15 protein-coding genes are annotated in these 17,944 nt (G+C 70.9%); 4 read left to right on the forward strand and 11 right to left on the reverse strand.

Features of this window, described 5'->3' with window-relative positions:
• Positions 1 to 133 precede the first annotated feature (133 nt).
• Positions 134 to 400, reverse strand: a complete 267-nt coding sequence (locus ACWC5O_RS38880; RefSeq protein ID WP_450591309.1) for a hypothetical protein — start codon at positions 398 to 400, stop codon at positions 134 to 136.
• 431 nt (positions 401 to 831) lie between these two features.
• Here ACWC5O_RS38880 and ku point away from each other — a divergent pair, with 431 nt between their 5' ends.
• Positions 832 to 1,713 (forward strand): non-homologous end joining protein Ku, encoded by an 882-nt coding sequence (gene ku, locus ACWC5O_RS38885; RefSeq protein WP_450591310.1) that lies wholly within the window; start codon positions 832 to 834, stop codon positions 1,711 to 1,713.
• Positions 1,714 to 1,804: 91 nt separating this feature from the next.
• Here the strand turns inward: ku and ACWC5O_RS38890 are convergent, their stop codons facing one another.
• Positions 1,805 to 1,936 carry a hypothetical protein gene (locus ACWC5O_RS38890; protein ID WP_450591312.1) on the reverse strand — a complete coding sequence of 44 codons (132 nt, stop codon included), beginning with the start codon at positions 1,934 to 1,936 and terminating at the stop codon, positions 1,805 to 1,807.
• Between the two features lie 80 nt (positions 1,937 to 2,016).
• Here ACWC5O_RS38890 and ACWC5O_RS38895 point away from each other — a divergent pair, with 80 nt between their 5' ends.
• Complete coding sequence (locus ACWC5O_RS38895) at positions 2,017 to 2,883, forward strand: hypothetical protein (RefSeq protein ID WP_450591313.1); 867 nt, start codon at positions 2,017 to 2,019, stop codon at positions 2,881 to 2,883.
• A complete protein-coding gene (locus tag ACWC5O_RS38900; RefSeq protein WP_450591315.1) occupies positions 2,880 to 4,727 on the forward strand; it encodes a zeta toxin family protein in 1,848 nt (615 codons plus the stop codon). Before ACWC5O_RS38895 ends, ACWC5O_RS38900 begins: the two co-directional genes overlap by 4 nt.
• Here ACWC5O_RS38900 and ACWC5O_RS38905 read toward each other — a convergent pair.
• Complete coding sequence (locus ACWC5O_RS38905) at positions 4,691 to 4,933, reverse strand: hypothetical protein (RefSeq protein WP_450591317.1); 243 nt, start codon at positions 4,931 to 4,933, stop codon at positions 4,691 to 4,693. The two genes, ACWC5O_RS38900 and ACWC5O_RS38905, sit on opposite strands and share 37 nt — an antisense overlap.
• A gap of 150 nt (positions 4,934 to 5,083) precedes the next feature.
• On the opposite strand from ACWC5O_RS38905, the gene ACWC5O_RS38910 reads away from it, so the two are divergent.
• Complete coding sequence (locus ACWC5O_RS38910) at positions 5,084 to 7,756, forward strand: ATP/GTP-binding protein (protein ID WP_450591319.1); 2,673 nt, start codon at positions 5,084 to 5,086, stop codon at positions 7,754 to 7,756.
• A 107-nt stretch (positions 7,757 to 7,863) separates the two neighbouring features.
• Here the strand turns inward: ACWC5O_RS38910 and ACWC5O_RS38915 are convergent, their stop codons facing one another.
• The 8 genes from ACWC5O_RS38915 to ACWC5O_RS38950 all read right to left on the reverse strand — a co-directional run bounded on the left by ACWC5O_RS38915 (position 7,864) and on the right by ACWC5O_RS38950 (position 17,941).
• The gene (locus tag ACWC5O_RS38915) at positions 7,864 to 9,603 is read right to left on the reverse strand and encodes a hypothetical protein (RefSeq protein ID WP_450591321.1); all 1,740 of its coding nucleotides are present in this window, start codon (positions 9,601 to 9,603) and stop codon (positions 7,864 to 7,866) included.
• 200 nt (positions 9,604 to 9,803) lie between these two features.
• Positions 9,804 to 10,400, reverse strand: coding sequence for a hypothetical protein (locus tag ACWC5O_RS38920; RefSeq protein WP_450591323.1), 597 nt, complete (start codon positions 10,398 to 10,400; stop codon positions 9,804 to 9,806).
• 149 nt (positions 10,401 to 10,549) lie between these two features.
• On the reverse strand, positions 10,550 to 10,927 hold the full coding sequence (locus ACWC5O_RS38925; protein WP_450591324.1) for a PIN domain-containing protein: 378 nt from the start codon (positions 10,925 to 10,927) through the stop codon (positions 10,550 to 10,552).
• Entirely contained in the window at positions 10,924 to 11,187 is a 264-nt protein-coding gene (locus tag ACWC5O_RS38930) for a hypothetical protein (RefSeq protein ID WP_450591326.1), read from the reverse strand. Before ACWC5O_RS38930 ends, ACWC5O_RS38925 begins: the two co-directional genes overlap by 4 nt.
• 323 nt (positions 11,188 to 11,510) lie before the next feature.
• A complete protein-coding gene (locus ACWC5O_RS38935; RefSeq protein ID WP_450591328.1) occupies positions 11,511 to 12,299 on the reverse strand; it encodes an AbiTii domain-containing protein in 789 nt (262 codons plus the stop codon).
• Positions 12,296 to 13,129: an AbiTii domain-containing protein gene (locus ACWC5O_RS38940; RefSeq protein ID WP_450591330.1), complete on the reverse strand. Its 834-nt coding sequence runs from the start codon at positions 13,127 to 13,129 to the stop codon at positions 12,296 to 12,298. Before ACWC5O_RS38940 ends, ACWC5O_RS38935 begins: the two co-directional genes overlap by 4 nt.
• Positions 13,130 to 13,272: 143 nt before the next feature.
• Entirely contained in the window at positions 13,273 to 16,443 is a 3,171-nt protein-coding gene (locus tag ACWC5O_RS38945; protein WP_450591331.1) for an error-prone DNA polymerase, read from the reverse strand.
• Positions 16,436 to 17,941 carry a DNA polymerase Y family protein gene (locus ACWC5O_RS38950; RefSeq protein WP_450591332.1) on the reverse strand — a complete coding sequence of 502 codons (1,506 nt, stop codon included), beginning with the start codon at positions 17,939 to 17,941 and terminating at the stop codon, positions 16,436 to 16,438. The genes ACWC5O_RS38945 and ACWC5O_RS38950 overlap by 8 nt, the downstream gene beginning before the upstream one ends.
• Between the last annotated feature and the right edge of the window lie 3 nt (positions 17,942 to 17,944).

Raw genomic sequence — 17,944 nt, forward strand, 5'->3', positions numbered from 1 at the left:
GGTGTAGGCGGCCACGCCGTCCACGGCGGTCTCTCGGAACAGTTCGAACAGCCGCACGGCGCAGCGGGTGAGCGGGATGTACGTCATGGGCGCGCACCGTAGGAAGCCGCGGGCTCTTACATTGGGGCCACCCTCACGCGACCCGCGCGGGTCGCGCCCTGGTTGGCTCGTACGCCTCCCAGCCCCGCAGGTCGAGCTCGTCGACGGTCCGGGCAGCAAGCCGTGCCATCACCCACAGCCGGGTATCAGGCAGGCGATGGCGGGGTATTCCGACCGCTTCCACGATCGTCGCTGTGTCTGCCTGGGCGAGGATCTGGCCGTCGTACCAGTGATCAAGAGAGACGAGGGTCGTGAACTCTCCGGCGCGTACCACTGTGGCGCGGGTCGAAACGTGGCGCATGCCGCCCCCTTTGCGTACTTCCTACTGCGTGGGGGGTGGATGGATCACGCACCTGATCCGGCCACAGCGGTAGATGTGGGGCGAAAAGATACCGAACATGCGTGCGCCCCAGAGGGAACCAGCGCACCTCGCGGGCGGGCGGCGCGCCCATCCCGAAGGCTGTGCCCGGGGACGCGGGGCGCGGCAGCGCGCCCTCGAGCGGGCCGCCTACAGTCGAGGCGTGGACGTGGACGACGCCGGCGACGGCGACGCGCCGCTCACTTCTCCGACGGGATCCGGGCCGCGATCTCACGAGCCAGCCAATCCGCCTGTGTCCGCCCGGCGCCGCACGCCGAGAGGGCGGCCGTTGGCGATCCCGAGGTGAGCTACGGGGCCGGGGCCCGAGCGCGCTTCGAATGGCGATCACTGCTGGTCAGGAGTGCGATGGAGTCATGCCGCAGACCATCGCGCGACTGGCGATCTCCTGGGGGCTGGTCGCTATCCCGGTGACCGTGCACGCCGCGACCGCGCCGCATCCGGTCCCGCTGCACCAGGTCCACACCCGCTGCGGCGGTGGCCGGGTACGCCTGAGGCGCGTCTGCGAGCGGGAGGGCATCGAGATCCCGTACGACCAAGTCGCGCCCGGGTGGGAGTCCGACGACGGACGCGTCGTCGTCCTGACCGACGCGGACCTTGCTGATCTGCCGCTGCCGAGCTCCCCGAAAGCGATCGAGGTCCTGGCCTTCGTGCCCGCGGACCGCATCGATCCGCTTCTGCTGCACAAGCCCTACCACCTCGGGGTCGATGACCCGAGCGCCGTGCGCCCGTACGTCCTGCTGCGCGAGGCGATGCGCGAGAGCGGCCTGGTGGCTGTCGCCCGGGTGGCGCTGCGCGCCCGCGAGTCGTTGGCCATCCTCCGGGTCCGCGACCACGTGATCGCCATGCAGACCCTGCTGTGGCCCGATGAACTGCGCGCGACCGGGGACATCACGGTGCCGGACGTCGAGCCGCCGCGCCGCCAGGAGTTGCAGATGGCCCGCTCGCTGATGGACGCCATCACCGCCGACTTCCGTCTCGAAGACCAGCACGACGCCTACCGTCGCGCCCTGGAACAGGTTGTAACCGCCCGGCTGGAAGGCCTGGAACCCCCGCATGCCCCGGAGACGGTGCGGGTCGAAGGCGGGGTCATGGACTTGATGGCCGCGCTGGAGCAAAGCCTCCAGGCAGCACACGCCCGCCGCCCCGGCCCGGCTGCGAAGCCGAAGAAGAAGACCGCGCCGAAGAGCTCCAGGAAGACTGCCGTGCAGGAAGGCGGGGACCGCGGGCCGGCTTGAGTGAGCTGTCTCTGGCTCTATCGCGCAGGGTCGCGATGGCCGCCAGGCCCGTCGGCGTAGCCATCCGCCGTCGGGCATGCGGCGTCCGGCTTCACCCGGCCGACGGATTGCTGGGCACGAGATAGCCCAACACCCCCATGCCCAGGGTGGCTATGGCAAGAAAGGCGGCGCCGCCGGTACAGCCGAGGGCGAAGACGACGATCCCGCTCACCAAGGAGACCACCGCTGCCCCTGCTGTCGATCTGGAGGCCGCGAAGTGTCGAACCGCTCGACATGTCGAGTCATTCGACATACCGTCAGGGCATGGAACCCACTGTCGACCCATTCGACACCTCGCCGGAGGCGGTACGCCGTGCCTCCCTGGGCGCCCTGCGCGGCTGGGCCGCACGCCGCGACAGTCTCGCGGAGGATCGCCGGGACCTGATGGCTGCCGCCTGGTGGGCGGGCAACCGCAACATCGCCGAACTCGCGCGTACCGCGGACGTTTCCCGCGACACCGTCTACGACGACCTGAGCGCTCGCGGTATCGAGACCTCCGACAAGACCAGCGAACCCCCCGGCGCCCTGCCGCCCTACGCGCCGATCCCGGCGGAGGCCCTGTACGAACTCGCCCGGCAGGTCTGGACCCTGGTCCGGCCCTCGATGCTCACCGAACGGCCCGACTGGCTGCCGACGGCGGCCTGGCACGCGAGCGTCGCTCTGGCGAGGATCGCCGTCCTGCTCGATGACGCCGCTGAGGAACGGTACGCGGAATCGGCCGAGGACCTCGGCGAGCAGCTGCGCATTGCACTGGACGCCGCGCACCGGACGTGGGGCAGTCTCATGAGCCCGGACGACCTCGCGTCCTGGGCCACCGCCGATGTCTCCCACGACCGGGCGCTCGCCGGAGACGCTGTCCTCACCCTCGCACTGCCCATCGGAGAGACCATCCGGGTGCACCTGACCCAGACCCGCGAGGGCCAGCCCCGGGCGGGATGGACCGAGATCCGCACCGACAGCACGCTGCTTGATGACGACCTCACCGGTGCCGACCACCTCTCCGTACGCACTGCGCTCGACACCATCGCCCGCGTCCTCACCCGGCATCTACGCCCCGAGGCCTTCGAGTTTGACCGGCCGGTGTCGGAGCCGATCCCGAACGTCGGCCATCATGTTGGAGGAACTGCGTGAAGGACGCGGACGTCGTCCCGGTCGTGCTGCCCGAGCACGAGCACGAGGAGATCCTGGTGTCGCAGATCCTGCCCGCCTGGACCAAGAACGCTGTCCCGCAGGAGCAGCCTGTGGTCGTGCTGGTGGCCGGACCGCCGGGCAGCGGAAAGTCCACTGCATGCCAGGTGTTGAAGGCGATGCTCGACCGGCGGGGCGGCGCGGTGCTGATCGGTCGCGACATCTACAAGTCGGTGCACCCCTCCTACGGGCGTCTCCTGCGCAGCGACGACCGTACCGCGGGTGTAAAGGTGCGGCCGGACGTGCTGCGGTGGCAGGCAGAGGTCGAGGAGTACGTGCGCGGTCAGCGGTTCGACGCGCTGGTGGAAACCCCGGTCGTCGACCCGGAGCAGGCCCGCGCCTACCGGGGAGCCGGGTATCGCGTCGAGGTGGTGGTGCTGGCCGAGGCGGAGGCCGTGACGCAGCTGAGCGTGCTGGAGCGCTACCTTGCTCAGGTCGCCAAGGACGGCGCAGGCCGGTACGTGTCCTGGGACAACCACGACCAGTGCGTGCGCCGCCTGCCGCGGTCTCTGGAAGTCATCGAGTCCGAGCAGCTCGCCGACCGGGTCATGGTGATCCGACGCAACCTTCAAGTGCTCTACGACAGCGGGCCGACCACCAACGGGGCCGATCCGTCCCCGGCGGGCGCGCACCAGGCGCTGAAGACGGCGCGGGCCCGGCCCTGGACGGCGCCGGAGACCTGGCGGTTTGGCCGCCAGGCAGCAGCAATGGAACAGCAGTTGCATCCGGCGGTGAGCACGCCGGAGCGGCGGCTCGCGGTTGCCGGCGGTCTGGAGCGGGCCCGTGCGCTGGCCGAGCCGGTACGCCGCATCGCCCAGGCGCTCACGGTGCCGCCCGGGGTCGACTACCACCGCCTGAGTGTCGACGAGCACCGATTCGTCTTCGACGAGTTGATCGTGCCGATGTATCTGGGCAGCATCACGGCGCACGATCAACCGGTGGTGCTGTACGTGATGGGTCCGCAGGGCGCCGGAAAGACGCACACCGCGCGTACGCTGCGCCGCGTGTTGCGTGCCCGGCGCCCCACCCGGATCGAGGGCGGGATGTTCAAGGCGGTCCACCCCGACTATCGCCGCCTCCTCGAGCAGGAGCCGCGCACGGCGTCGGCCCGGATCCGGGCCGACTACCGGGCCTGGCAGCAGAAGGCCGAGGCATACGTGCGCGAGCGCCGCGGCGACCTGTTGATCGAGATCGCCCCGGACGACGTCGCGCACTTTCTCGATGGAGCCCGGCGCCACCATGCAGCGGGCTACCGCGTGGAGTTGATCGTGCTCGGGGTACGGGCCGCGGACAGCCGTTTGGGCATCGCCACCCGGTGCGCAGAGGTGGCCCGCATGGGCGGCACCCCCCGGTTCACCTCGACCGCCGCCCACAAGGTGTCCTGCGGGATTCTTGCCAATGTGGTGCGCGCGGCCGAGGACGAGCCGTACGTCGTCGATTCCGTCTCCGTCATCCGCAGGGACCTGACCGCGGTGTACCGCAACGAGCGCACCCTGGGCGGCACCTGGGCACAGCCGCCCCGTGGCGGGGACGTGGTGGAGGCGGAGCAGCAGCGCAGGTACACCCCGGCCGAGGCGACGCAGTTCCTCGCCACACTGCAGCAGGTGCAGGATGAGCTGCCGCAGTACCGGTCGGATCTGGTCGAGATCGCCGCGCTGGCCTGGCCGCTGATGCCCGTCCACCTGCAGCCGCGTGCCCTCGCCTCCACGACCGCTACGGCGCCGCTGCCCGCCCTGCGCCGAGGGCCCGGTTACTGGCCCTTGAGTTCCTTCGCGCGGGCCGCGTAGCGGGATGCGATCTCGGCAACTTCCTCCTCGTCGGCGTCCTCCAGGGTCTGCTGGTCGGCGGCGCACGCCGCCAGCTGGTCCTTCAGGGTCTGGAGGCGTTCGGCATCGGCGCCGGCACGCCGCTCCTTGATGATCTGCTCGGCGTACCAGGCGCTGACCTCCTGCACCAGCTGCTCGACGGCCTCGGGGGTCACGTGTTCAGACAAGGGGTGTCCTTCGGTCTCGGGTTGATGGGCCCGTCATTGTCCCTGGCTGAGAGGATGTGGGGGCCGGTGCCCGGGTTGCCGAAAGGCGCCGCCGAGCACTGCCAGCGGGCATAGGTTGCTAGCGCTGGTGATCTTTCATGGGGGGGTGTCGTGGCGCGGGATCTGCGGATGCTGTTCGGTGCGAATGACGGTTCGGTGGCGGCCGAGGAGGCGTTCACGAACCGGCAGGCCCAGTGGCAGGCCGTCGTCGCAGCGCTCAGCGACCATCTGCAGCGCGTTGCCAGCCCGTCGTTCGACGTCGAGGACTTGGCCGGCCCGCGGCACAACGTGCTGGTCGCCCACGGGGTCGGCGGCATCGGGAAGTCGACGTTCTCCCGCAAGATCGAGGCATCGCTCACCCACCCGGGCGGGCGCCCCACGCAGTGGGCCGCGCCGGCATGGCCGATCGAGCGGCTGCTGCCGGTGCGCATCGACCTGGCCCGCTCCAGCGGCACCGACTTCGAGCGGGTGATGCTGTCGATCCGCCTGGCCGTCGCCGCCCTGGGGCGGCCGATGCCCGCCTTCGACCTGGCTCTGCGCCGGCACTGGGACCGCAATCACCCGGGCGAGCCGCTGGAGGAATATCTGCGGCGCGGCGGCATGCTCAGCCGGTTCAGCAACGCGGTCAATCTGCCGAGCCAGCTGCAGTCCGCGCTGGCTGACGTCGCCCAGGCCCTGGCCCTGCCCGGAACCATCGGGGGCGCCATCGGTCAGCTCACCACCGCCCTGGTCGGCGCGCTGCGCGAGCGGCGACAGACCGTGCGCGCGCTGGCCGACTGCAGCCGCCTGGCCGACATCCTGGAAGCCGAACCGGACCTGGAGACGCTGAGCTTCGCCTCTCATCTGCTCGCCTGGGACCTGGCCCAACTCCCCGGGGCCCAGCGGGTGACCCCGGTGATTTTGTTCGACGCCTTCGAGGAGGTCGGGGACCGCACCCACCGAGAATTCGAGCAGCTGCTGCAGCGCATCGTGTGGTTGATGCCGAACGCCTTCTTCGTGATCACCGGCCGGGACCGGCTGCAGTGGGCCGAGGACGGCCTGCAGGGACAGCTCGACTGGACCGGCCCCGCCGCGTGGCCCGGCCTGGCCGCACACCTGCCGGGCGCCCGCACGCACGTCGGTCCGGCGGCAGCGCGGCAGATCCTGGTCGGCGACTTCTCCCCTGAGGACTGCGACGACCACCTCGCCCGCCGCCTGGCGGCCAACGGTCAGCCGTTGATCGGGCCGGACCTGCGCCGGGCCATCACCGACCGCTCCCACGGCCTGCCCCTCTACCTCGACCTGGCCGTCATGCGGTTCCTGGAAATACGACGCAGCGGACGCGTGCCACAGCCGGACGACTTCGGCGACTTCCCCGCCCTGATCTCCCGCACCCTCAGCGACCTGACCAGCGACGAACGCCACGTGCTGCGCTCGGTGTCCCTGCTGGACGCCTTCTCCGTGTCATTGGCCACCCAGGTGGCTGGGCTCACCCACGATGCGGCGGCCCTGCGGCTGACCGAACGCCCCTTCATCCGCGAGGACCTGACCGGGCTGTGGCCCTTCCACCTGCACCAGGTTGTCCGCTCCGCGATCCGTAACGCCGACGACCACACCGACGACCGGTGGTCCGAGCAGGACTGGCACCGCGCCGCCCTGCGCGCGCACGCCGCCCTGGGACAGGAGTGGTCCCACGGGCCGCGCAGGGACCGCGCCGTACTGATCGGCGTCCTACGCCAGGGGCTGCGCCTGGCCCGCGACGTCAACCTCACCGAGCTGGGCTGGCTCACCGAGGCCGCCTACTCCTACGTCTCAGACTCCGTGTGGGAGCCGCTCGCACCGCCCGCCCACGGGCCCGAGCGTGCCGTGCTGTCGACGCCGGCCGACGCCCTGGTCGAGACCCTCAGCGCCCTGGCCCGCCGCCAGCGCGAACACCGTGCCCACACCGTCCAGCGGCTCACCGCCGTCATCGACTCCCACCTGCTGCCCGCCGAACTGCAGGAGATGCCGGTCTACTACCGGGCCAAAGCGCTCCGCGACATCGGACGCACCGAGGACTCACGCCGCGACTACCAGCAGGTGGCCGACGGCGGGGGCCGCCTGGCGCAGGCCGCCCGCCGCGGACTGGCGCAGGCCGCCCGGCTGGCCGGCGACTTCCCGACCGCGCTCGCCGCCGCACAGACCCTCGGGTGGGAGGGCCGTCACCAGCGCGTCCTCGGTGACCTGTACTGGATCCAGGGAGAAGCACAGCGCGCGGCCGAGGCGTACCTGGCCGGGCGCCTCGAAGCCGAACAGCACGCCAAAGCAGGCGAGGCCGCACACAACCAGGCCAAGCTCGCCCTCGCCCTCGCCCTCGTCGACCCCCGTCAGGCCGACGACGAACTCGACCTAGCCGAGCAGCTCCTCACTGGCCTCGACCTGCGCGCCACGACGATCAACGCCCGCTTCGCTGCCCTCATCCGCGACGCCGGCAGCCCGGCCATCGAGGACCGTGTCCAGACGCTGCGCACCGAACTCGACGTCGCGGGCCTCACCTCCATGACGCCCACCCTCGAAGTCGCCGTCGCCTTCCACCAGGCCGTCCTCGACGACCACGACGCGCTGAACGCCACCATTGCCCGGATCCGCGAGCAGACGAGCGACGGCACATCCGCCTACTACACCGACATTGCGCACTTCATGGCCGACCTGCCGCTGCCCGCCGACCACACCCCGCCGCGCTGGCTGGACGGCGAAGGGACCACCCGCGCCCGGTGGCGGGCCATGGTCACCGCACGCCGCGAACTGCTGCGCACCGCACGCTAGTCAGCGGGCTGAGCGGCGCGGCAGTCTCCGACTGCCGCTGTCCGTGGTCCTCGTCGGCTTCAACCGCGCGGCCGTACCGTGCTCTGGCGCCGTTCAAGAACCGACCGTCAGCTGGACCTCGGTCGTGGGCCGAGGATCGCTTCCGCGCCCGGGATGAGCCACAGCCCGCTGGGCTGCCCTGCCGGGCTGTCCTGACCATGCTGGCTGCCCATCGCCGCAGCCTCGAGGACCGGCGACGTGGTGGTATCCAGGCTCCTTGCGCCACCAGCGGTACGGCGTGGAGACGGCGGTGTGGTGGCGCGTGCTTGAGCCAGGCGGCGTTGGTAGGTGAGCCCGGGACGGGTGCGGTACCAGCGGCAACCGTCGGTGTAGAGCCAGCCCTGCTGGGTGAGCCGGCTGATGGTCTCGGCGATCATCTGCACCGTCCAGGGTTTGTTCGGGTCCTCGTCGATGTGGGAAGCGATCACGTCCCGGGAGCGTGGCCCGTGCCGGTGGCGTGCAACGTAGTCCTCGACCCAGCGCGCGATGGCGAACTCTCGGCCGCGTAGGTCGATGGCCTGCGCGGCGTTGCGAGCTGCGGTGTTGCTGTCGGCCAGGGTGATCCCTTTACGGGGTACAAGATCGCGGATGGCCCGTGCGACGGTGATGCGGATGGGGTCACCGGTCCGGCCTCCGGGGACGACGCGGGAAAGCCAACCTGCGTGGTGTAGGTCGTCCAGAACGGGGCGGGCGAGGTCGCGGCTGTCGTAGCGGCACCGTTCGGCCATGTGGCGCGGCACGATGCGGCCGTGACCGGTGTCGTCGCACTGCGAGGTTGCGTACAGGGCCCCGAGGCGCACCGCAGCAGGCTGGCCTGCCAGCAGCGGGTGATGGACCATGCGCTGGATCCACCCGTTGAAGCGTCCTCGCGCCAGGCCGGTGATTCCCAGGCAGGCGGTCCCGTCGGCCAGGTGGGGCAGGCGTCCTTCGGCGGCGGGAGCGCCCCGGACGGCGGCGTGGACATCATCGGGGTCAAGGTCGATCCAGCGGCAGTCGTTGAGTTCGTCGACGGCCCACATGGGGATGTCGAGGCGGCTGGGCCCCAGGTCGTCGCTGACCATGCGGAAGAGACCTTCCCGGCGCACCCGAAGTGCGCAGACCAGGGCCAGGAGGCGGCCTTCCGGTGAGCGGCCGGCCTGCACAGCTTCCAGGTAGCGCAGGGCCTCGTCCAAGGAGGGGCCGAAGCTCTCGGGTACGGGCCAGTTGTCGGGACCCTCAGTGACTTCCTTGCCCTCCGGTCCGATCCGTTCGTTCTTCTCCGCTGCGGGAGCCGAGGAGTCTTGTTCCTGCACGCACAGCGGGCAGTTCAGGGCACGATCGCGATCGGGTGCACCGTCACGCGCGGACGGCGCGGGCGTGGACGCGCGGCCAGTGGCGCTCCGGCGGTGCGGCGCTGGCCGGACGGGCGAGGGCGGGGAGGGCTGCGGGCCACGGATCACTTTGATGCGAGGGACGGCTCGAGCACAGGCTGTACAGGTTTCCGCCAGGATCCACATGCGGCCCAGCCGGTCCGGGATAAGTACCAGGTTGATAGGCCCGGAGCACTCGACGCGCTGCTGGGTGTGCCACGTGCAGCCTTCATGGCAGCAGCGGCAACGGGCGTTCTCCCGGAGGGAGTCGATCTGCGCGACGTGTGCGCGGACGTGTGCCAGGGCCTGGGTGCGGGCGAGAACGGGATCACGGTAGCGGGTGGGATCCGGGACGCAGCCGGTGCCAACGCATCGGATCACCGATACGCCCGCGGCCGGCTTGCCGTACGGGTCGAGCCGGACCAGCCAGTGCCGTCCCAAGGGAGCTGTACTCGTCACGCTGTCTCTCTGCTGTTCTTGTGGCCTGTTCACCGGACGGCATGCTGGTCATCGGCGCACGCGCGTTCGTGGGGGCACGCCGCCCACGTGTGGAATCTCGCCCGTTGGAGGGACCAGCGGCCTCTCGCGGCGCCGGCAGCAATCCGGTGTCGCGGAAGGTGGACTGCTCCAGGGCCAACGACCGTCGTCGGCTGACGGAGCTACTCGGTGTCAGCCTCTGGCAGGGGCCACTGTGCCTTGGCTGCGTTCCACTCCATCAAGAACTGCGCGCGCAGCTCGCTGCGGTGAAGGACCCGAATGGCGTCGGGGTTCGTGTGACCCGCATGGGGTGCGGTGAGCCGGACGAAGCCCCGCGCCACGAGTCGATTGCCGGCTTCCTGCCGTTCCTGCGAGGTCAGGATGCCCAATGGTGACATCATCATCAGGACAGCGGGGTTGGTGAGGCCAGCGCCGTCGGCACGGATCAAGCCCCGCTCTGCCAGGGCGAGATAGAAGAGCACCGCGATCTCGTATGGGTACTTGAAGAGCGTCCCCATGACGTCCGGGTGCACGGACAGCACGAGCGTGTCTGTGCTGCCCGGGGCCAGCTCCATGTAGATGCGGTCGGTGTCCTCCGACAGGATCTGATGGGGCGGCATGGGCTCCAGGGAACGCCGGGCGTCCCAGATCCGGTCACGATGCAGGTTCGACCGGCCGCCGGGACCGGGCGCGCACTTCTGCCCGGGAATGGCGCGGCACTGTGGGCACGTACGGTTGAAGGCCGCCTCCCGGACGGCCGGCTCCACGGCTCTGCTCATGACGCACAGCGTCGCAGCCGGTGTGCCATCGCCCGGTGGCCCGTCACGTCTGGTCCACCCGGTTGGACCGGCCGTTTCCGCCAAAGGGTGGGGTGAACGGCACGGGCAGGTGACGGCGCCCTCTGGCCCGCGTTTATGCCCGGCGCCGTCTAGGGTCTCAGCGGGTTGAGTGGGGTGACTCCGGTGCCGAGATACAGGTCAGGGTCCAGGGACAGCAGCGTGGCGTCGTCACCAGCCTGCCTGCCCACAAGCACGGAGGCGGCCGGGTGCAGAATCCGCCAGTCCGCCTGCCGCCACATCCCGGCCACCAGGGCGTGGGCATGAGTGAAGTCGGCGACGGTGGTGAAGCGGCGGCTGAGGATGTGCTGGCCTGCGCCGGGTTTCACACGCTCGGCGACCGTGGCGGACAGGGCAGGGATCACGATCTCGGCGTAGCCGTAGCTGGCCTCCACGTACAGGCCGTTGAGGAATTCGTCGCCCTCGGCGAGGGCCTGGATGCAGGTGTGGTCGAGCAGGACGCGGATCACGCGGCGTGGTGCTCCCGTCCGAGGCTCTGCAGGAAGGAGCGGGCCCGGGCACGCGCGTCGTCGGAGACGGTCACGCCGGTCGTCTGCCGAACCTCCTCCACGGCCTGCTGCGCACGCTGCTCCTTCTCCTCTTCGGTCAGCTCACGCGTTACCAGTTCCGCCAGGAGTTCGTTCATGGTGGTGCCGCGCTCGCTGGCCAGGGCCTTCAGACGATCGCGGACGTCCTTGGTGGTCTTGATGCTGGTGTCCTGCTCTCCCATACAGCAACTCTACCGCGAGTAGAACGGCCGTGGGTGGGGTGACGCAGTGGCCCCGTTCGACACGCGTGCCAGTGCCGAGGCGGAGAGCCACGCCAGGTTGTCGGAGTTGATGCCCTGGGCCCGCCCCAGGGCGTACAAACGTCCTCAATAGCATTGAGACGCTGCGTAATCGCACGGTCACCCGGAGCACCGATGGCGTTGGCGAGGGATTACAGCATCACGACGATCCCGCGCAGCCCGAGTGACGGCGACGTGGGTCCCTCGAGGTTCCGGTTCGGCGGTGCCGCAGAGAGGACGGCGCGTCCGTGTGGCTGGGGTGCAGGTCAGACCCACGTGGCGATCCAGGCCGTCACCGCGGCGGCCGCCACGAGAGTGGCCAGGGCGGTCCAGACGACCATGATCCGGGGGAAGGTGCGCTGGGCGGGTCCGCCGATCTCGGCACGCGCTGTTCCGCGTGGGTGCGCGACCGCGACGGGCGCGGTGACGGTGACGGAGGAGTTGTCACCGGTGACTATGTTGATGTTCTGGAGGGCTTGAGCGACCTGGTCCGGTGTCGGGTCGTGCTGCCCTCGCGGCATCGCGGCTCGCAACTCTCCAACCAGTTGGACGAGTCGGGTACGGACCTGGTCCAGGACGCCCTCCAGGGTCGATGGGTGCACGGCCCAGTACAGCCGGAGCACCTGACGGCGAGAGTTCTGGCTCATGAACACGGCCAGTTCGGCAGCCATGGCCGGACCGAGTTGCACGGTCTGGCCCGGATTTCTGGCGAGAAGCGACTCGATCTGGCCGACACCCATCCCGAGGCGGAGTTCGTCGCCCAGACTGTCACGGGCGAAGTCCGGCAGGTCGAACATGCTGACCGGCTGCTCCCGGAACTGGTACATCCCTGCGAGGCCGTCCATCACCAGGGGTGCCGGGACTTTTCGGTAGTCGGGGATCGGTACGTCAGTGCCTTCGTAGCCCTGGAGTTCCCGCAGTGCCCAGGTGCGCAGGGGTTCGGAGTGAGCGTGCCCGCCCAGAGCGATCACCTGGCGCAGGATCGGGGCGAGCGGGCGGCTCTCGTTGAGGACGTCGCGCTCCAGCCGGTCGAGGCGGCTTCGGCGGAGTGTCACTTCGCCACGGCAACGGTGGCGATGACACCGGCGATCGTCGCGACGGCCGCGATGGCGGTCCAGATGACCGAGGTGCGGTGCCACCAGGGCTGAGGAGTTGCCGGCGCGGGTTCGTTGACGTTGGCGCTGGCGGTGCCGCCGCGGTCCGCCTTCGCATTCGGCGCGACGATGTGGAAGGTGGAGCCGTCGCCTCCCGTGATGTTGAGGGCCTGCTGCGCGGCCGAGTCGATCTGGTCGGGGTTGGGGTTTTGCTGGCCGGGGGGCATGGCTGCTCTCACTTCCGCGACGAACTGGGTCAGACGTGTTCTGATGTGATCGAGGACGCCCTGGATGCTGGGTACGGCGATCGCCCAGTGCAGGGACGTGATGTCCGCGACGTCGTTGCCGAGCTCCTGTTGCTGGCGTGTCATCTGTAGGACGTACTCGGCTGATCCCGGTGGGCTGAGCTGCACCATCCGGTCGCTGGCGGCGACCAGAGCTTCGAGCTCCCGGACTCCTTGCCGGATCGGCGCACGCTCCCCGATGCCGCGGTCGCGAGCGTCCTGGGGCAGTAGGTGCGGGCTGATCCGCCGGGTGTTGCCCTGGATGATCTGGCCCGGAAGGTTGAGATCCACCGTGACTTCGAGCGCGGCCGGTACCTCCCGGTACGAGGGCAGCTCATCGGCCGACGCGTACCCCTCGAGCTCCTTCAACGCCCAGGCGCGCAGTTCCTCATGGTGGGCGTAGCCACCCAGCATGAGGCACCGCCGGAGGGCAGTGGCGAGGGAGGTGGTGTCGTCCAGAACGGCGTGCTCAAGCTGCTCTAGTCCCTGGACGTCGGGTGTTGTCACGCCGTCCAGTGTGCACTGCCCCACTGACAACCCCGGCTGGCTATTTCGCCGCGGGCTCGCGGAGCATGGCGTGATCAATGTCGGTGAGTTCGGGAGTCGCTTCTCCTGGCCGGGCTAGGAGGGACCGCGGGTCGCCTGGCCGCTCACCGACCGTACTGGCGGCGTCGGACGGCTGGCGCGGGTACGGCCAGGGCTTCGGCCTGGTGGACGAGGACGTTGACGGCGTCGTGGGCGCGTTCGACGTGGCCGTCCAGCAGCACTGCGGGGGCTTCGAGCAGGGTGCGGCGGCAGCGCTCCCACACCGGCGGGGAGAAGATCAGGTTGACCATGCCGGTCTCGTCCTCCAGCGCGCCGAAGGCCACCCCGTTGGCGGTGGGCGGGCGCTGCAGGTACTTGGCCAGACCGCCGAGCCGGACGCGGGTCTGGTCGGCTAGGCCGCGTGCGACGGCGGCGGTCAGCGCGCCGCGGCGCTCGAGGTAGGGGCGGGCGTGGCGGACGGGGTGGGTGGTGGTGCTGGCGCCGGTGACCGCGATGTCCGCGGCCGTCTGCTCGGCGGGGGTCATGGGCGCAAGGTCGGGGGCGGGCGCCAGGGCGCCGAGTCCAGGCAGGTAGGGCTGGGTGCTGCGGGGGAAGGCGCTGGCCGTCCACAGGGCGGTGCGGCGGTGGCCTTCGAAGCCGTCGAATGCGCCGGCGGTGGCGAGCTGTTCCATCAGCTTCGCGGGCAGCTGGGTGCGGCAGGCGAAGTCCTCCAGGTCCGTGAAGGGTTGCTCTCGGCGGGCGGTGACGATCGTCTGGGCGGCCTGCTCGCTCAGGCCGCTGATGCTGGTCAGCCCGCGGCGGATCGCCATCTGCCCGGTCGGGCCGTTGGGTTCGAGGGTGGCGTGCTCGGCGGAGGTGTGGATGTCGGCGGGTCGTACGGTGATGCCGTGCCGTTCGGCGTCGCCGATGAGGGTCTGGGAGTCGTAGAAGCCCATGGGCTGGTGCGCCAGGATCCCGGCGATCAGGGCGGCTGGGTAGTGATGCTTGATCCAGGCGCTGGCGTAGATGATGTGTGCCATGGACTGGGCGTGGCTTTCGGGGAAGCCGTAGTCGGAGAACGCCTCGATCATGGCCACGATCTGCTTGGCGGGTGCGGGCGGGATTCCGTTGGCGGCCATGCCCTGCATCAGGCGGTCGCGGAGCTGGGCGACCTGGTCGGGGGCGTGCTTGGCGGCCATGGCCTTGCGTAGCCGGTCCGCCTCGCCCGGGGTGAAGTTCGCGCAGTCGATAGCAAGTTGCATCGCCTGCTCCTGCCACAACGCGACCCCGAGGGTCTTCTCCAGGGCGCGCTTGGCGAGCGGGTGGGGGTAGATGACCGGTTCCTCGCCGCGCCGGCGGCGCAGCAGGGGGTGTTTGGAGCCAGCCTGAATCGGGCCTGGCCTGATAATCGAGGCGGCGATGGCCAGGTCGTCGAATGTCTGGGGACGCAGCTGAGGGAGGGTGGAGATCTGGGCGCGGGATTCGACCTGGAAGACGCCGATGGTGTCGCCGCGGGCGATCATGCGGTAGACGTCGGGGTCGTCGGGTGGGATCGAGGCGAGGTCGAGCCGGACGCCGTGGTGCTGGTGGATGAGGTCGCAGGCGGTGTGCAGGGCGGAGAGCATGCCCAGCCCCAACAGGTCGATCTTGATCAGGCCGGCCGCGGCGACGTCGTCCTTGTCGCCCTGCAGTACGGAGCGGCCTTCGGCTGTGGCCCACTCCAGCGGCATGATCTCGCCCAGCGGCTGGCGGGTGAGGACCATGCCGCCGACGTGGATGCCCAGGTGGCGGGGCAGGGTGTGGAGCTGGGAGGCGAGTTCGCGCACCTCGGTCGGCAGATCGACGTCGGGCCCGGGCGGTGTGTGATGGATGTGTCGGGTCATCTCCCGGATCTGCGCTGCCGGGTAGCCGTGCACTCTGGCCGCGTCGTGTACCGACAGTCTGGGCTGATAGGTGATCACGTTGGCGACCTGCGCCGCGTGCTGGCGGCCGTAGCGCTGGTAGACGTACTGGATGACCTCTTCCCGGCGGCCGGCTTCGAAGTCGATGTCGATGTCCGGCGGGCCGGCCTTCTCCATGCTCAGGAAGCGCTCGAGGAGCAGTCCGTAGCGCAGGGCGTCGACGGAGGTGATCCCCAGGACGTAGCAGACCACGCTGCTGGCGGCCGACCCGCGGCCCTGGCACCAGATGCCGCGGCCGACGGCGAACTGCACGATGTCGTGGACGATCAGGAAGTAGCCGGCCATCCCGAGGTCGCTGATGATGCCGAGTTCGTGGTCGATCTGCCGCCAGGCCGCGCGCGTCTGGGGATCCGTCTCGTCGCAGTCTCCGTACCTGGCGGTGCAGGCCCGCTCGGCGAGGTAGCGCAGCCACGTGTCCTCCGTGAACCCGGCCGGGGTGGGGAAGCCGGGCAGCTCGGGCCTGAGTTCGTCGAGGTCGATGACGCAGGTGCGGCCCAGGTCGAGGGTGGTCTCCGCGGCGCCGGGGTAGCGGGCCAGGGCGCGCTGCATCTCCGCGTGACTGCGCAGGTGCGCGGTCGGGGCGGGCATGAGGTGGCCGGCGGCGCGGTCGAGGGTTTCGCGGCGGCGCAGCGCGGCGAGCGCTTGGGCGAGGCAGGCCTGGCGTGGGGCGGCGTAGTGGACGGCGCCACTCGCTACGACGGGGACACCGGCCCGGCGGGCGGCGACGAGGGTGACGTCGTTGGCGACGGAGTCCTCCGGCAGTGCGTGGTCGACGAGCTCGGCGTACACGCTGCCGGTGCCGAAGACGTCGGTCAGCCGCTGAAGCCGGTGGGCGACCGTGGCGACGTCGCGCCGCTCGGCGTCCGGTGCCGGGCAGCCGGGAAGTACCGCCCACTGCCCGCTGCTCGCGGCCGCGGACAGTGCGCCCACGTCGTACACCGGGGCGTTCTTGGCGCCGGCCAGCTGGGCGGCGCTGATCGTCGCCGACAGCAGCCGGAAGCCCTCCAGGCTGCGGGCGAGCACCACGGGGGTGCCCAGTTCGGGATCGCCCAGGGTGAGTTCGGCGCCGTACACGGTGCCGATCCCTGCCGGGCGTGCGGCCTCGGCCAGACGGCGGGCGGCGTACAGGCCGTCCCGGTCGGTGACGGACAGCACCTTGATGCCAAGGCGGCTCGCTTCGGCGACGAGTTCGTCCGGCTGGCAGGCACCCTGCAGGAAGGAGAAAGCGCTGTGGACGTGGAGTTCGGCCCAGCCCGGCTCGTCCTCCTCCTGCCGCTGGGGGTGCGTCCGGCGGGCGGTGGGCAGATGGAGCACGCGGCCGCGGTGATCACCCATAGTGGGCCTCCGCCCACCAGCGGCCGTGTTCGATGACCAGCAGCCAGGCGCGGCCGTCGGCGGCCGCGATCTGCATGCGGGCGATCCGGCGGGCGCGCTCGCGGTCCCACCACTGCTCCAGTACCGGCCAGGGGCCGGCCCACCCGTCGACCGCGGCCTCGCCGTAGCCCTCGACGGCGACGCGGGCCGGGCGGGCGGACAGGGCGAGGCGTCCGGAGACGGTCACGTCCTGCCTGCTGGTGTCGGTGAGCTGGGCCGGCAGCCAGCGGGGGAAGACGGTGGCCGGATGCGGGGCGGGGAGGTGGCCCGGCCAGGGGCCGTCGGGTGGGCGCGAGCCGGTGTCCAGGTCGCCGTACGGGATGAGGCGGACCTGGTCGGCGGGCCCGCGGCCGCCGCCGAGCTCGACGCGCACGACCGCCTGATGGCCGAGGATCGCCTGCACGCGGGCGGCCGCCCGTTCGATCTCCTCCGGGGTGTGGCGCTCTCCGAACAGGGCACGCTGGCGACCCGTGGCCGCAGTGAGGTCCTCGGGGCGCAGCACCAGGCGGACGATGCCCTGCTCGCCTCCGGCATCGAGCAGGCCGGCATCAGCCCAGGCCTGCAGGAGGCCGCGCACGCGCTCGGCGACGGCCAGCGCAGACAGCCGACCCTCGTGGCGGAAGGTGCGCGACAGGGTGCGGCCGTCCGCAAGGTGCACGGCGGCCTCGATCCGGGCGCACACGGCCCCGGCTGCGGCTAGCCGCTCGTGGAGCTGCTCGGCGCTCGCCTTGGCGGCGAACGTGACGGGTTCGAGGAGGTGGGCGGCCGGTTCGAAGGCGTACGCCACGGTGTGCTCGCCGGTGGTCGTGCGCACGGACAGCGGGCGGTCGTACTGGCCGAGGGCGATGCGATGGGCAGCAATGCCGTCGCTGCCGAAGCGGGCCAGCACCTTGTTCTCGGGCAGCGCCGCGTACGCGCCGACCGTGCGGATGCCCAGGCGCTCCAGCAGCTCCGCCAACCGCGGCACACCCAGGACGCCCACCGGGAAGGGGGCCAGCCAGGCCGCGTCGCCGCCGGCCGGGACAATCTGTCCGCTCCGGGCGGCGAGCGCCGCGGTGAAGACCGTGTCGGCGATGCCTGCCCGGGCGGGCAGGTGCAGCTCGGCCAAGGCGGCGACCAGGTGGTCGACAAGCTGCTGCTCGCCGCCCCAGTAGCGGGACGGACCACGGGCGGGCGCGGCGATCAGCCCGGGGCGGATCACTTCCAAGCGCGGCATGACCGTGCCTTCGACATGCCGGACGGCGGGTTCGAAGGCCCGCATCTCTGCGGCGAGGTCCCGCTCGACGACGCGCAGCTGCGGGCAGCGGGCCTGCGCCGCGCGGGCGCGCATGCGCCGTCGTACCCCGGCTTGGCGTGCGGCCGCCGAGCACGCCACCACGGCGTCGCGGTGGATCACCGCGACCGGCTCGTCGCCAAGGGTGCCGGCCACGATGACCGGGAAGTCGGGAATCCAACCCACGAT

The organism is Streptomyces sp. NPDC001450 (genome assembly GCF_053597295.1).

Coding starts and splice junctions, on each gene's coding strand:
- ACWC5O_RS38880 (WP_450591309.1), bottom strand. CDS start 400: ATGCGCCACGTTTCGACCCGCGCCACAGTGGTACGCGCCGGAGAGTTC.
- ku (WP_450591310.1), top strand. CDS start 832: ATGCCGCAGACCATCGCGCGACTGGCGATCTCCTGGGGGCTGGTCGCT.
- ACWC5O_RS38895 (WP_450591313.1), top strand. CDS start 2,017: ATGGAACCCACTGTCGACCCATTCGACACCTCGCCGGAGGCGGTACGC.
- ACWC5O_RS38920 (WP_450591323.1), bottom strand. CDS start 10,400: ATGAGCAGAGCCGTGGAGCCGGCCGTCCGGGAGGCGGCCTTCAACCGT.
- ACWC5O_RS38930 (WP_450591326.1), bottom strand. CDS start 11,187: ATGGGAGAGCAGGACACCAGCATCAAGACCACCAAGGACGTCCGCGAT.
- ACWC5O_RS38945 (WP_450591331.1), bottom strand. CDS start 16,443: ATGGGTGATCACCGCGGCCGCGTGCTCCATCTGCCCACCGCCCGCCGG.